9 protein-coding genes are annotated in these 14,690 nt (G+C 33.0%); 6 read left to right on the top strand and 3 right to left on the bottom strand.

The genetic code is table 11. The annotated features are described in order from the left end of the window. The first annotated feature begins 9 nt into the window (after positions 1–9). The 6 genes from ACEN92_RS14980 to dusB all read left to right on the top strand — a co-directional run bounded on the left by ACEN92_RS14980 (position 10) and on the right by dusB (position 10,734). Positions 10–1,200 (top strand): DUF2062 domain-containing protein, encoded by a 1,191-nt coding sequence (locus tag ACEN92_RS14980; protein WP_495639153.1) that lies wholly within the window; start codon positions 10–12, stop codon positions 1,198–1,200. A 227-nt stretch (positions 1,201–1,427) separates the two neighbouring features. Continuing rightward, the gene (locus tag ACEN92_RS14975) at positions 1,428–5,114 is read left to right on the top strand and encodes an MMPL family transporter (RefSeq protein WP_495639152.1); all 3,687 of its coding nucleotides are present in this window, start codon (positions 1,428–1,430) and stop codon (positions 5,112–5,114) included. Then, positions 5,111–6,628, top strand: coding sequence for a phytoene desaturase family protein (locus tag ACEN92_RS14970; protein ID WP_495639151.1), 1,518 nt, complete (start codon positions 5,111–5,113; stop codon positions 6,626–6,628). The genes ACEN92_RS14975 and ACEN92_RS14970 overlap by 4 nt, the downstream gene beginning before the upstream one ends. Before the next feature lie 8 nt (positions 6,629–6,636). Continuing rightward, entirely contained in the window at positions 6,637–8,301 is a 1,665-nt protein-coding gene (locus tag ACEN92_RS14965) for a C45 family autoproteolytic acyltransferase/hydrolase (protein ID WP_495639150.1), read from the top strand. Then, positions 8,301–9,599 (top strand): flexirubin biosynthesis putative acyl-CoA ligase FlxY, encoded by a 1,299-nt coding sequence (flxY, locus tag ACEN92_RS14960; protein ID WP_495639149.1) that lies wholly within the window; start codon positions 8,301–8,303, stop codon positions 9,597–9,599. Before ACEN92_RS14965 ends, flxY begins: the two co-directional genes overlap by 1 nt. A gap of 142 nt (positions 9,600–9,741) precedes the next feature. Continuing rightward, a complete protein-coding gene (gene dusB, locus ACEN92_RS14955) occupies positions 9,742–10,734 on the top strand; it encodes a tRNA dihydrouridine synthase DusB (protein WP_495639148.1) in 993 nt (330 codons plus the stop codon). A 48-nt stretch (positions 10,735–10,782) separates the two neighbouring features. Here dusB and ACEN92_RS14950 read toward each other — a convergent pair whose 3' ends face one another. The 3 genes from ACEN92_RS14950 to ACEN92_RS14940 all read right to left on the bottom strand — a co-directional run bounded on the left by ACEN92_RS14950 (position 10,783) and on the right by ACEN92_RS14940 (position 14,689). Continuing rightward, positions 10,783–11,787, bottom strand: a complete 1,005-nt coding sequence (locus ACEN92_RS14950) for a hypothetical protein (RefSeq protein WP_495639147.1) — start codon at positions 11,785–11,787, stop codon at positions 10,783–10,785. 102 nt (positions 11,788–11,889) lie between these two features. Further along, positions 11,890–13,317, bottom strand: a complete 1,428-nt coding sequence (locus ACEN92_RS14945; RefSeq protein ID WP_495639146.1) for an MATE family efflux transporter — start codon at positions 13,315–13,317, stop codon at positions 11,890–11,892. Positions 13,318–13,489: 172 nt separating this feature from the next. Continuing rightward, positions 13,490–14,689: an ABC transporter permease gene (locus ACEN92_RS14940; RefSeq protein WP_495639145.1), complete on the bottom strand. Its 1,200-nt coding sequence runs from the start codon at positions 14,687–14,689 to the stop codon at positions 13,490–13,492. Position 14,690: the final 1 nt, after the last annotated feature.

The following is a 14,690-nucleotide window of genomic DNA, read 5'->3' as shown; positions in this document are numbered from 1 at the left end:
ATACAACCAATGAAACCTATTTTATCACAGCAAGAGCTACTAAATTTAACGCATTTTTGTGTGATTGTTCCAACATACAACAATCACAAAACGTTAAAAAAAGTATTGGATTCCGTTTTAGATTACACTTCAAACGTCATAATTGTTAATGATGGTTCGACTGATGAAACAAGTGAAATTTTAAAATCATATCCTGATCTGCTACAAATTCATCATCCTGAAAACTTAGGAAAAGGAAGAGCTTTGAGAAACGGTTTCCGAAAAGCAATTGAAAAAGGTTTTGAATACGCTATCACGATTGATTCTGACGGTCAGCATTTTGCTGCTGACATACCAAATTTTATCACTGAAATTCAAAAAGAACCAAATTCCTTATTGATTGGAAGCCGAAATATGACACAGGAAAATGTGCCGAAAAAAAGCAGTTTTGGAAATAAATTTTCGAATTTTTGGTTTCAATTTGAAACCGGAATAAAACTTGAAGATACACAATCGGGTTTCAGATTATATCCTCTGCAATTGATCCCCAAACAATATTACACCAATAAATTTGAGTTTGAAATTGAAGTGATTGTTCGCTCAGCGTGGAAAGGTATTTTAGTAAAAAATATTCCGATTCAGATTTTATATGATCCTGCCGAACGTGTTTCACACTTTCGTCCGTTTAAAGATTTTAGCCGAATCAGTATTCTGAATACTGTTTTGGTTGTAAATGCGCTTTTGTACATCAAGCCAAGAGACTTTTTTCGAAAAGCAAAAAAAAAAGGTTTTAAAAAGTTTTTTCTGGAGGATATTTTAGAAAGCAACGATTCTAATTTTAAAAAAGCCGCTGCAATTGCATTAGGGATTTTTATCGGTCTGTCACCTTTTTGGGGTTTTCAAACCATACTGCTTTTATCTTTTGCCACTTTACTCAGGCTCAATAAAGTCATCGCTTATTTATCTTCAAATGTGAGTTTTCCGCCTTTTATTCCATTTATTATTTATGGATCTTTAAAAATGGGAAGCTATTTTGTATCAAATGAAACTTCTTTGGTTTTAGACAGTTCACTTACGTTTGATGATATTCAGCAAAATGCAACACAATATATCGTTGGAAGTCTTATTTTAGCAAGCGTTTCAGCGCTTTTTTTTGGTCTTATCAGTTATTTGCTTTTAATGGCTTTTAGTTCGGATAAAAACAAAACTAACCTTGATTAAAATGTATTTTTGCAGCAGATTAAAGGATTAAAAATGATTTAAAAAATCTGTGTAGTTTTGCCACGAATTGCACAAATTTTCACAAATTAATCAAGGTAATTCTGATCGAATATTTTTAAAATAATAAAATTTAAATTAACCACAGTATAAAGGAATAGCATGATTTTATTCAAAAATTGAAAAAAAATTATGGAAATTCGTGCGATTCGTGGCAAAAAAAAATAAATATGCATCACTATTTTTACGCCATCCATTTATTCGTAAACCGAAGAAAATCTTTATCGGTTTTATTGGCTGTTGCGATGCTTTTTGTGTTTGGTTTTTTTGCTTCCAAAATTAAATTTGAGGAAGATATTACGAAACTTATTCCAACAAACGACAAATCTGATGTAACGGCAAAAGTGCTTAAACAGCTTAATTTTGCTGATAAAATTACCGTTATTTTCAAATTGGAAAAAAATGGAACTGATGAAGATTTAAAAGAAATGGCTGCCGTTTTTTCAGATAGTGTCTCTAAATCATGCAAGCCATATATAACCGGAATTCAAGGAAAAGTTGACGAAGAAAACATTCAGGAGACAATAGATTTTGTGTACAATAATCTCCCTCTTTTTCTGGAAAATAAAGATTATACAACTATTCAGGATAAACTTCAGAAAGATAGTATTGCAGCAACCGTTCAGGGAAATTATAAATCGATTATTTCGCCTTCCGGATTTGTGACCAAAGATTTTATTTTGCAGGATCCGCTTGGGATTTCTTTCATTGCTTTAAAAAAATTACAGCAGCTCAATGTTGGTGACGATTTTATACTCGACAATGGTTTTGTAATGACTAAAGACAAAAAGAAATTATTACTTTTTATCACCTCAAATCTTCCATCAAGCGAAACCGAAAAAAATACCATTTTTGCAGCTAAGCTTAAATCGATTCAGGACAATTTAAATCACAAATTCAAAACCAAAACTTCGATCAGTTATTTTGGTTCGGCTTTGATAGCTGTTGCCAATGCCAGTCAAATTAAAAGCGATATTATCTTAACGACAACAATCGCAATGATAACTTTGATGCTGATCTTAATTTTGTTCTACCGAAAAATATTAATCCCATTAATCATTTTTCTTCCAACAGTTTTTGGCGCCCTGTTTGCCATAGCTTTTTTATATTTTGTAAAAGAACAAATTTCAGCCATTTCACTCGGAATTGGTTCTGTCCTGTTGGGAATTACAATAGATTATTCCATTCATATTCTGACACATTACAAACATAACAGCGATGTAAAAACACTATACAAAGACATTACGATGCCTTTGATTATGAGCAGTTCGACCACTGCTGTTGCATTTTTATGTTTGTTGTTTGTGAAATCTGAAGCACTAAATGACTTGGGGATTTTTGCTGCCGTGATTGTTATGGCTTCTGCATTCTTCTCGCTTTTGATTGTTCCACATTTATATAAACCGAAAGAAAATAATTTTGAACACAAGAAAAATGTGATCGATAAATTGGCTCATTTTTCGTTCCATAATAATAAATTCCTGATTGGTTTTTGTGTTTTAATTACGATTATCTGTTGTTTTACTTATAACAATGTGGGATTTAATAACGATTTGTCGCAATTAAATTTTGTTCCGAAAGAAATAAAAGCTGCCGAAAAAGAACTGGAAGAAAGTACCAGTCTAACTTCAAAAACAATTTATGTTGCTTCGTACGGAAAAAGTATGGAGGAAGTTTTGCAAAATAACAGCCGTCTTTTTGCAGATCTGTCTAAAGAAAAACAACAGCAAAAAATATTAAACTTTAGTTCAGTGGGCGGAATTATGCTTTCACAAAAAGAACAGCAACAGAAAATTGAAAAATGGAATTCTTTTTGGGATGCAAATAAAAAACAACTTTTGAAATCCGATTTAATTTCCGAAGGTTCAAAATTAGGTTTTAAGCCTACAACTTATAATATCTTTTTTGATCATCTGGATTTTAATTTCAAACCGATTTCAGCAGCTGATTATCTAAAAATTCAGGCTTTGCAACTGCATGAATTTGTAACTGAAAAAAATGGATTTTTCACGATTTCAACTTTAGTAAAAGTAGCTCCAAAACAACGTGACGCTTTTGTAAAAATGGCTGAAACTAAAAAAAATCTGATTGCCATAGATCGCCAGCAAATGAACGAAACGTTTTTCAGTACTTTAAAAACCGATTTTAATTCTCTTGTAAATTATTCGTTTGTTGCCGTAATTCTGATTTTGTTTTTCTTTTTCCGAAGAATAGAATTAGTTATTGTAAGCTGTATTCCGATTGCCTTGACAGGAATTGTGACAGCAGGGATCATGGGTATTTTTGGCATTCAGATGAATATTTTCAGCATGATTGTCTGCACATTGATTTTTGGTCACGGAGTCGATTTTAGTATTTTCATGACAAGTGCGCTCCAAAAAGAATATACAACCGGAAAAAACGAAATTGCAATTTACAGGACTTCTATAATTTTAGCTGTAATTACTACAATTTTAGGAATTGGCGCTATGATTTTTGCAGAGCATCCTGCGTTAAAATCTATTTCATCGGTATCTTTGATTGGTGTATTTGCCGCACTCATCATTACCTTTATTTTCTATCCAATTCTCTTTAAATTATTCATTTCAAATCGTCCGAAAAACGGAAATGCACCATTTCAATTAAGAACCTTCCTCCACGGTATTTTATCTTTTTTCTACTATGGATCCGGCGGTGTTTTGATGTCGCTTTTTAGTTTGGTTATTATGCCGATTCTTCCCATTAATGAAAAAACAAAAATGAAAGGATTTAGATATGCGATTTCAAAATTCATGAAATCGGTATTATATTCCAATCCGTTTCTTCATAAAAAAGTCATTAATAATTTTAATGAAGACTTTCGAAAACCAGCTATTATAATTGCGAATCATTCTTCATTTTTAGATATTTTGATATGCGGAATGCTGAGCCCGAACATTATTTTCTTAGTAAATGACTGGGTTTACAATTCCCCTATTTTTGGCGCTACAGTTAAAAAAGCCGGATTTTATCCTGTTTCTGAAGGTCTTGAAGGCGGTATTGAGCATTTACGTCAAAAAATAAACGAAGGGTATTCATTAATGATTTTTCCAGAAGGAACCCGTTCAGAAAGCAATGAGATTAAGCGTTTTCACAAAGGTGCTTTTTATCTTGCCGAACAGTTCAATTTAGACATTCTTCCTGTGGTTATTCACGGTGCTTCGGAAGCAATTCCGAAAGGTGATTTTGTAATTCACGATACCAGTCTTACTGTTTCTGTTTTGGAAAGAATTGCTCCTGATAATCTTACATTCGGGAAAAATTATACTGAAAGGACCAAACAATTAAGTTCATTTTTTAAAGTCGAATATCAAAAAATCCGTCAGGAATTAGAAGGTCCGGAATATTTCAAAAAAATGCTTATAAACAGTTATGATTACAAAGAAGCAGAAATTATAAATAGTGTAAAAAGCAATTTAAAAACACATCTGGAAACCTATTATCATTTAAACAAGCATATTTCAGCGAAAGCCAGAATATTACATTTATCGAATGATTACGGACAATTAGATGTATTATTGGCTTTGCAGGAACCTCAACGAAAAATATATTCTTATAATTCAGACGAAGAAAAACTGTCAGTTGCCAAAAATAATTATATCGTTTCAAAAAGGAAAATTTCTTATCTGGAAAACCTTGAAACAGCTGCTCAAATCCAATATGATGTTATTTTAATTTCGGAAGAAAATTATAATAGTGATATTTCAAAAATTGTTTCTGCTTCTTCCTGTGTAATTTTAGTGAATTGTCAAAGTTTAAAAACTACTTTGATTAACTTTGGTTTTGAATATGCTTTGGAAGAAAATTCAATAGTCATATTAAAGAAAAATTTAGAATGAAAAAGCATTATGACGTTGTTATTGTAGGCAGTGGTTTGGGTGGATTAGTATCGGCAATTATTTTGGCGAAGGAAGGTTACAGTGTTTGTGTGCTTGAAAAAAATAATCAATACGGCGGAAATCTTCAGACTTTTGTACGTGATAAAACCATTTTTGATACTGGAATCCATTATATCGGAGGATTAAGCGAAGGACAGAATTTGTACAAATATTTTAAATATATTGGCATTATCGATCAATTGAATTTAAAAAAAATGGACGAAGATGCTTTTGATGTTATTTCATTTGAAGATGAGAACAAAGAATATCCGCATGCTCAGGGATATGAAAATTTTGTAAATCAATTAGTAAAGCATTTTCCCGAAGAAAAAAAATCAATTGAAAATTATTGCGAAAAAGTTAAATCGACCTGCGACTCATTCCCGTTATATAATTTAAAATGGGAAGGAAAATATGATAGTGAAATCCTGACATTAAACGCCAAGGAAACTATTGATCAATTTACCCAAAATGAAAAATTAAAAGCCGTTCTGGCCGGGTCAAATTTTTTATATGCGGGGATTCCTGATAAATCGCCTTTTTATGTTCATGCCCTTTCTGTAAACTCTTATATCCAAAGTTCATGGCGTTGTATAAATGGAGGGAGTCAAATAACAAAACAGCTTTTAAAACAGCTTAAAAAATACGGTGGGGAATTTTTTAAATACAAAGAAGTCATCAGTTTTAGTGTTGAAAACAATAAGGTAACTTCTGCTAAAATGAAAGATGATACAGAAGTTTCAGGGACTTATTTTATTTCGAATATCGAACCTAAAACTACTTTGAAAATGGTAGGGGAACAAAACTTTAGAAAATCTTTTTATAGCAGAATTCAAAGCCTTGAAGGTGTTATATCTGCTTTTAGTCTCTATATAGTTTTTAAACCTGAAACCTTTAAATATATCAATCACAATTACTACCATTTTAAGAATAGTAATGACGTTTGGAATGCTCATGACTATGATGAAAATTCATGGCCAAAAGCTTACATGGCTTCAATGAACGCCTCTAAAAATTTGGAAGAATGGGCAGAAGGAATGACTTTTATCACCTATATGAAATATGATGATTTATTACCTTGGGTAAATACTTTTAATACTACTGCAGATAAAAACGATCGTGGCGAAAGCTATGAAGAATTTAAATCCAGAAAAGCAACTCGCTTTTTAGAGGAAATTGAAATAAAATTTCCCGGAATTAAGGATTGCATCAAATCTGTACATAACTCTACACCACTTTCGTATCGCGATTACATTGGAGGTCATAATGGCAATATGTATGGTTATGTAAAAGATTCTAATAATCCCATGAAAACTTTTATTTCACCAAAAACCAAATTAGATAATTTATATTTAACCGGTCAGGGTATCAACATGCATGGCGTTTTAGGTGTGACCATTGGAGCGGTAGTGACTTGTTCTGAAATTGTTGGAAAAGAATATCTGGTTAATAAAATCAATAAGGCATCTGAATAAAAGAGTGTATGAAGAATCGAATCATAATAATTTTATTTTTCCTTTTTTTGTTGATACTAGTTTCGTGCGGTACTTCAAAATCCATGCGTCATGAACCTGACATTTCAAACTATAATACCATAAAACCTATTGTAATAAAACAAGCAGATACTGTTTTTGTTTCCGGCAAAAATTCTCTTTTAAAAAACAAACAAGGCCTTTGGGAATTATATACAGAAGGTGATCCACTCGAAATTGGTCTGACAACCGGAGCTTTGTCAGATTCACTTCTAAAAAAACAAGAAGAGATTTTTTTCTCCCGAATTGAAAATATTGTTCCTTCAAAATTTCAACAAAATTTGCTTCGGAATTTTCTAAAATGGTATAACAGAAAATTATATCAGAATGTTCCGAATGAATATCAAGCCGAAATTTACGGAGTTTCCAAATACACTTCGCATAACTTTGACAACTTAGCCAAACAATATCAGCTCAGTTTATATTTGCACGCTGCGCACGATATTGGTCATGCTTTGCAGGATTTGGCTTTGGTAGGCTGCTCTTCTTTTGCCGCCTGGGACGAAAAATCTGAAGATGGTAATTTAATTCTGGGCCGTAATTTTGATTTTTATGTGAATGATGCTTTCGCGGAAAATAAAATAGTGGCATTTATAAATCCAAAAGAAGGACATCCGTTTATGATGGTTACCTGGCCGGGCATGGTTGGTGCTGTTTCCGGAATGAATAAGGAAGGCCTGACAGTAACTATAAATGCAGGAAAATCAGAAATCCCTTTGACTGCCAAGACACCGATCTCAATTCTGACACGTGAAATTTTACAATATGCTAAAAATATTGATGAAGCGATTGCAATTGCCAAAAAAAGAAAAGTATTTGTTTCTGAATCAATAATGGTGGGAAGTGCTCAGGATAACAAAGCAATTCTGATTGAAATTTCACCGGAAAGAATGGGTGTTTATGATGTCCCAAACACCAATCAATTGATTTGTTCAAATCATTTTCAGAGTGAAGCTTATAAAAATGACAAACGAAATGAATCACAAATTACCAATAGCCATTCGAAATATCGCTTAGAGAGAATGCAGGAATTGTTTATTGAAAATCCGAAAATTAACCTCCAAATTGCTTCAGAAATTCTCAGGAATAAAGATGGTTTACAAAATATCAAATTGGGATATGGAAATGAAAAAGCCTTAAATCAATTGATGGCGCATCACGGAATAATTTTTAAACCTAAAGAAAAATTAGTCTGGGTTTCTGCAAATCCATATCAGTTAGGCGAATTTGTGTGCTATAATTTAGATTCTATTTTTAAGGAAAGAAAAATGGATTCTATTATTTCGTTTGAAGAAGAAAACCTGAATATTGCCAAAGATCCGTTTTTAGAAACGATTGCCTTTAAAAACTATCAAAAGTTTAGAATTGAAGATCATAAAATAAATTTATATTTGAAAAATAAAACGGAAATTCCTTTCGATTTTATTGAGAATTACCAATCTTTAAATCCGGATTATTGGGTTGTGTATTATAAAGCAGGGTTGTACTTTTACCAACAGAAATACTTCCGGCTTGCTAAAGAAAACTTTGAAAAAGCATTAACTAAAGAAATCACAACTGTTCCTGATAAAGAAGCAATTGAAAAATATTTAAAAAAACTCAAAAGAAAATCATAATGATTCCAGCAATAGAAAAAGATTCTTTAGAAGAAATTAAAAATTTTCAAGAGCAAAAATTAGCAGAACTTTTAAACTATATCAGCCAAAACTCTCCTTTTTACAAACGTCTTTTTGCCGGACAAAATATTGATATTTCGAAAATTAAAACCCTTGAAGATTTACAACATTTACCGGTAACTACAAAAGAGGATTTACAACAATATAACGATGATTTTTTGTGTGTTCCGCAGCATAAAATTATCGATTATTCTTCGACTTCAGGAACTTTGGGTGATCCGGTGACTTTTGGTTTAACCGATTCTGACTTAGACCGACTGGCTTATAACGAAGCTATTTCATTTGCCTGTGCCGGAATTGCAGAAGGCGATGTTGTGCAATTAATGACAACAATCGACCGTAAATTTATGGCTGGTCTGGCTTATTTTTTAGGATTGAGAAAACTAAAGGTAGGTGTTATTCGCGTAGGTGCAGGAATTCCGGAATTGCAATGGGATTCTATTTTAAAATATAAACCTTCCTATTTAATAACCGTTCCTTCATTTTTATTGAAGTTGGTTGAATATGCCGAAATTCATGGAATCGATTATAATAATTCAAGTATAAAAGGAGCCGTTTGTATTGGAGAATCTTTGAGAAATCAGGATTTTTCGATGAATACCTTATCCAAAAAAATCGCTGAAAAATGGAATATTAAGTTGTTTTCGACTTATGCTTCAACAGAAATGAGCACCGCTTTTACAGAATGTGAGTACGGAATTGGTGGCCATCATCATCCGGAATTAATTATTACTGAAGTTTTAGATGAAAATAATAACCCTGTAAAAAATGGTGAAGCCGGTGAATTAACCTTTACCACTTTAGGAATTGAGGCTATGCCTTTATTGCGTTTTAAAACCGGAGATATCGTTCAGCTATATGATGAGCCATGTTCCTGTGGAAGAAATACTTTCAGAGTTGGACCAGTAATTGGCCGTAAAAAACAAATGATTAAATATAAAGGCACAACACTTTATCCGCCTGCAATGAACGATGTTTTGAGTGATTTTGATACTATTGAAAACCACATCATTGAGATTTCTACCAATGATTTAGGTACCGATGAAATCCTGATAAAAATTGCCGTAAAAAATCAAACTCCGGAATTTTTGCAGGAAATAAAAGATCATTTCAGAGCAAAATTGAGAGTAACTCCAAAAATTGAATTTGCCTCAAAAGAAACTTTAAATCCATTGGTTTTTAATCCGATGAGCAGAAAACCAATTCGGTTCTTTGACTACAGAAAAACCACTGTATGAAGGTTCAAAGCTACAAAGGCTCAGGATAACAGAGGTTTAAACTCTGTATCTAACACCGTTGAACCTTAACTACTCTGACCCTTTGAACCTCTAATTGTGTCAATTCAACTAAAAAGTTGTAATTTTGCACAAAATATTGAAGATGGTCAAGATTGGCAACATAGAATTACCCGAATTTCCTTTATTACTTGCACCGATGGAAGATGTGAGTGATCCACCGTTTCGCAGATTATGCAAAACGCATGGAGCTGACATGATGTATTCTGAATTTATTTCGTCGGAAGGATTGATTCGTGATGCTATCAAAAGTAGAATGAAGTTGGATATTTTTGATTATGAACGTCCGGTTGGAATTCAGATTTTTGGTGGTGATGAAGAGGCAATGGCACTTTCTTCTAAAATTGTTTCTACAGTAAAACCGGATTTAGTTGATATTAATTTTGGTTGCCCTGTTAAAAAAGTAGTTTGCAAAGGCGCCGGAGCAGGAGTTTTGAAAGATGTTGATTTGATGGTACGTTTAACTAAAGCCGTTATTCGCAGTACCGATTTGCCTGTAACTGTAAAAACGCGTTTAGGCTGGGATGACAGTTCAATCAATATTGATGAAGTTGCCGAAAGACTTCAGGATATTGGTGTTCAGGCTTTGACGATTCACGCCAGGACCCGCGCACAAATGTATAAAGGCCATGCTGATTGGTCACATATTGCACGTGTAAAAAATAACTCAAGAATTACAATGCCTATTTTTGGAAACGGAGATATCGATAGTCCGGAAAAAGCATTAAAATATAAAAATGAATATGGCATCGATGGTATCATGATTGGTCGTGCTGCAATTGGTTATCCGTGGATTTTTAACGAAATAAAACATTACTTTAAAACGGGTGAACACTTGCCTTCTCCTACTGTGAGCGATCGTGTTGAAGCAGCCAGAAATCATTTGCAATGGTCTATGGACTGGAAAGGCGAGCGTTTGGGAATTGTAGAAATGCGCCGCCATTATACCAATTACTTTAAAGGAATTCACTCTTTTAAAGAATACAAACAAAAATTAGTGACCACTGATGAACCTGAAAATCTTTTCGCTATTATGAAAGAAATTGAACAGGTTTATGCGGGATATGAATTTGTTTAAATCACCTTTTGCCAAAGTTAATAACTTTGGCAAAAGGTGATTTGTTTTTTATTTTGACTCTTTTTCAATTTTTTCCAGTCTTTTTTCTATCTCAATAAATTTTTTATTCTCCTCTTGAAGTTTTTGGATTTTCTTATTTTGTTCAATAGTATAAAGCGTCAACTCCTCTATTTTTTGTAGAAGTTTAGTATTCATTTCTCCCAAATTAATTCCATTCTTTAAAACGTCTTCCTCACTTGGAATATTTTCTAAATAGCCCTTTTCAGCAATATGCTTTTCAACTTCTTCAAGTGTTGGCAAATCATATTCTTTTTTGAAAACAAAATCGGACCAACCTATCATATCCACTTTTACTTCTTTAGAGTGAATTGTACCATTTACATCTAATTTATTGGTTGGATTTGAAATTCCTATACCAATATTAGCATTGGTTCCGCTAATTACTAACGCATTGTCTGTTATTTGTGTTCCATTATTATTATAAACTTGAAAATGAAGATTTTTATCTGCACCTCCATTATTTATTTGAAAAGCTTGACCGTTAGGATCAAATATCTGACCTGTAGCAGATTCTCTATTAAAAGCTAAAGTTCCAAAATATGACGGACTGTTTCCAGGATCAATACTTACACCTGTATTACCTGATTTAATAGTTAATTTGGAATTTGGAGCAGTTGTACCAATACCAATGTTTCCATTAATGGTTTGATTTCCAATAAAATTATTTGTTCCTCTGGTTGCCAATTCATTCCATGAATTCCAAGTACTAGCATCTCCATTTTTTGTTCTAAAAGAAATGTGATTTCCTCCATTAGGACCATAATCTGAGCTTATCTGACAATCATAATTATTTGCAAAGCCACCAAAACTAATAAGTGCACCACTCCAAGGAGTTCCAGATGTTGCGTATGAGAAAGTATATCCTCCCTTAAAATTATCAGCAGTTCCAGCTACTGATATACTAGAGGTTGGAGTTAAACTTTGTGCTTTTACAACAACAGTACATAACATGATTGTTGAGACAAGTAAAGCAATAATGATTTTATTTTTCATAAAAAAAATTTAAAAGCTAAAGATACGATTTTGTTTATACCCCGAAGATATTATTTTTTCAAAATAAAAAGACCTTCAAAATGAAGATCTTTTTTTATAAGTTTATACCTGAATACGTTTCCATTTTCCTCTTTTATAAAAGAAAATCCCAGCTAATGTTATAGCAGTTTCGGCAACAGGAATTGCAATAAAAACCCCTGTTGGTCCCATCTCAAAATGTTTTGCCAGTATAAAGGCTAAAGGTATCTGGAATAACCAAAATCCAAAAAAATTAATTCCTGTTGGAGTCCAGGTATCTCCTGCTCCATTGAATGTGTTAATCAATACCATACCGATTCCGTAGAAAACAAATCCGATACTCATAATTTGTAAAGCTTCAACCGCAATTGTTTTCACCATTTCATCATTGGTAAAAAACGAAATAATGTATTGACCAAAACATAACGTAACTATCATGATTGTTAGCATAAAAATCACATTGTATTTTGCAGTTGTAAAAACTGATTTTTCGGCACGATCAATTCGCTTTGCTCCTAAATTCTGTCCAACCAAAGTTGCGGCAGCATTGCTTAATCCCCAAGCCGGAAGAATAAAAAACATCATAATTCTCAATGCTGTCTGATACCCTGCAGAACCATGATCTCCACCTGTCGTAGCTACCAATTGCGCCAGGAAAATCCAGCTGCAGGAAGCAATTACGAATTGTAAAATACCAGGAGCCGCAATTTTCACCAAAGCTTTAATCTGCTGAAAATCCGGAATAAAATAAGAGATTATAATTCTTAAAGCTCCTTTTCCAAAAAACAAATGATATACTTGATATAGTACTCCAATACTTCTTCCTAACGTAGTTGCCATCGCAGCACCTATTAATCCAAAAGCGGGAATCGGACCAAAGCCATTAATCAATACCGGACATAAAATAATATTACAAATATTGGCCAACCAAAGACTCCTCATGGCAATGGCAGCATTTCCGGCACCACGAAATATTCCGTTGATCAGGAATAAAAGCATAATGCATAAACTGCTTCCAATCATAATTTGTGTAAATCGATAACCATGTTCTGCGGCTTCAAGAGATGCTCCCATCAAAATCAGAATATCTTTGGCATAAATTACGCCCAAAATACTCATAACGCTATTAACTGCAAAAGCAATAATGATAGCCTGCATTCCGGCTTTGGCGGCAGCGATTGGATCTTTTTCTCCAATGCGTCGCGCCACTACGGCTGTAGCCGCCATACTCATTCCGATTGCTAAAGAATATATAATTGTAAGCACAGATTCGGTTAAACCGACAGTTTGTATCGCGAAACTACTGTGTTCTAAATGTCCGACGAAATACAAATCGACAAGCGCAAAAACCGATTCCATCATCATTTCCAAAACCATTGGAATGGCTAATAGAATGACTGCTTTTTTAATGCTTCCGGCAGTGTAATCAAAAGATTCGTCTCCTTTGATTGCTAATTTTAAAGTGGTGAAAATTTTAGAAAATAAATTCTTTTTTATTGTTATTTCTGTCATGATATATTTAGGATAAATGAAAAGATTAGTCCAGATGTAATAATCTGAACTGAAGAAAAAACGTAAGTATCCTAATTATTCTAAAAAATAAAATAGGATTAGGCAGAAACAATCATATGCTTAAATTTTAAGACGTTAAATATAAGAATATTTTTTTTTACGAAGAAATATTTTAATTTAACAGCTTTTTACTCACTCTGCTGCTGGCGATTAAGGAAGCCACAAAACCAAGTGAAACAATTGTTCCCAAAACAATGAGAACATTTTCCAGAGTAAAAACAACCGGATATGCTAAAGTTGGTGTAATCATAATCATCTCATATCGCTGTTGCAAAAGAACCAGAATTATACCTAAAACAAGACCAGCTACACCGCCTAAAATACTTAGCAAAGTTCCCTGAAGCAAGAATATTTTTCGCAAATGTTTGATTTCAGTTCCAAGATTAAAAAGGGTTTTTAGATTTCCTTTCTTTTCCAAAATCATCATAATCAAAGCGCCAATCAAATTAAAAAGTGCCACGATAATCACCAAAGTAAAAATCAGATAAACGGCAATGTTTTCAGTATTAAGCATTTTATACAAAGACGCATTAAGCTGTGCTCTGTTTTTTAAAGTAATTTTGTTTTTGAAAATCGTTTCGAGTTTAGATTTAATTAAATTTTCATCCGCATTTTCTTTTAGCTTAAATTCGATTCCTGAAATCTGATTCGATTTATACATTAATAATTCCTGTGTTAAACCCAAATCGGCAAACACATATTTTGAATCCAGATCTTCACTGACAGAATAAATTCCAACAGGCAGAACTTCAGTTTTATTAAATGCTTCCTCAGGATTTTCAATAGCCCCTTTTCCCGGTTTTGGAGCAAATATCTGCAAAGGGTTTTCAAAATCCATTATTCCCATTGAGAAATCCTGTGCAATTCCGTAACCGATAACAACCTGGTAACTTTCCGGCTTAAGCCATTGACCATTAAAAAGTTTTTTCTTGATATCGTTTACAACCGGATAAAGACTGTCGACCCCTTTTAAATAAGTTACCTGCTGTTTATCTTTAAACAAAAACAAAACACGTTCCTCTATAATTTTGGTATATGAAGCAACTCCGTCAATTTTTTTAATTTGTTTTTCCTGATCCTGTGTAATCAAAAATGATTTTCCGTAGGTACTGGTCATTTTTAAATCCGGATCAATTTCATTTGTAAAGGAGAGACTAAAGACTTTTAATCCGCTAAAAACAGATAACACCACAAACAAAGCCATTGTACCAACAATGATTCCCATGCTGGCAATGAGATTAATAATATTTATAGCATTGTTTTTACTTCTGCTAAAAATATAACGTTTGGCTATGTAAAAGGGGAAATTCAAT

This window comes from Flavobacterium sp. Flavsp81 (assembly GCF_059491325.1).
The sequence above is the reverse complement of the archived record's forward strand: the minus strand, read 5'-3'. Positions and strand labels throughout refer to the sequence as shown.

Bases quoted from the DNA above. Each gene is read 5' to 3' on its own strand.
- ACEN92_RS14980 (WP_495639153.1), top strand. From the start codon at position 10: ATGAAACCTATTTTATCACAGCAAGAGCTACTAAATTTAACGCATTTT.
- ACEN92_RS14975 (WP_495639152.1), top strand. From the start codon at position 1,428: ATGCATCACTATTTTTACGCCATCCATTTATTCGTAAACCGAAGAAAA.
- ACEN92_RS14970 (WP_495639151.1), top strand. From the start codon at position 5,111: ATGAAAAAGCATTATGACGTTGTTATTGTAGGCAGTGGTTTGGGTGGA.
- ACEN92_RS14965 (WP_495639150.1), top strand. From the start codon at position 6,637: ATGAAGAATCGAATCATAATAATTTTATTTTTCCTTTTTTTGTTGATA.
- flxY (WP_495639149.1), top strand. From the start codon at position 8,301: ATGATTCCAGCAATAGAAAAAGATTCTTTAGAAGAAATTAAAAATTTT.
- dusB (WP_495639148.1), top strand. From the start codon at position 9,742: ATGGTCAAGATTGGCAACATAGAATTACCCGAATTTCCTTTATTACTT.
- ACEN92_RS14950 (WP_495639147.1), bottom strand. From the start codon at position 11,787: ATGAAAAATAAAATCATTATTGCTTTACTTGTCTCAACAATCATGTTA.
- ACEN92_RS14945 (WP_495639146.1), bottom strand. From the start codon at position 13,317: ATGACAGAAATAACAATAAAAAAGAATTTATTTTCTAAAATTTTCACC.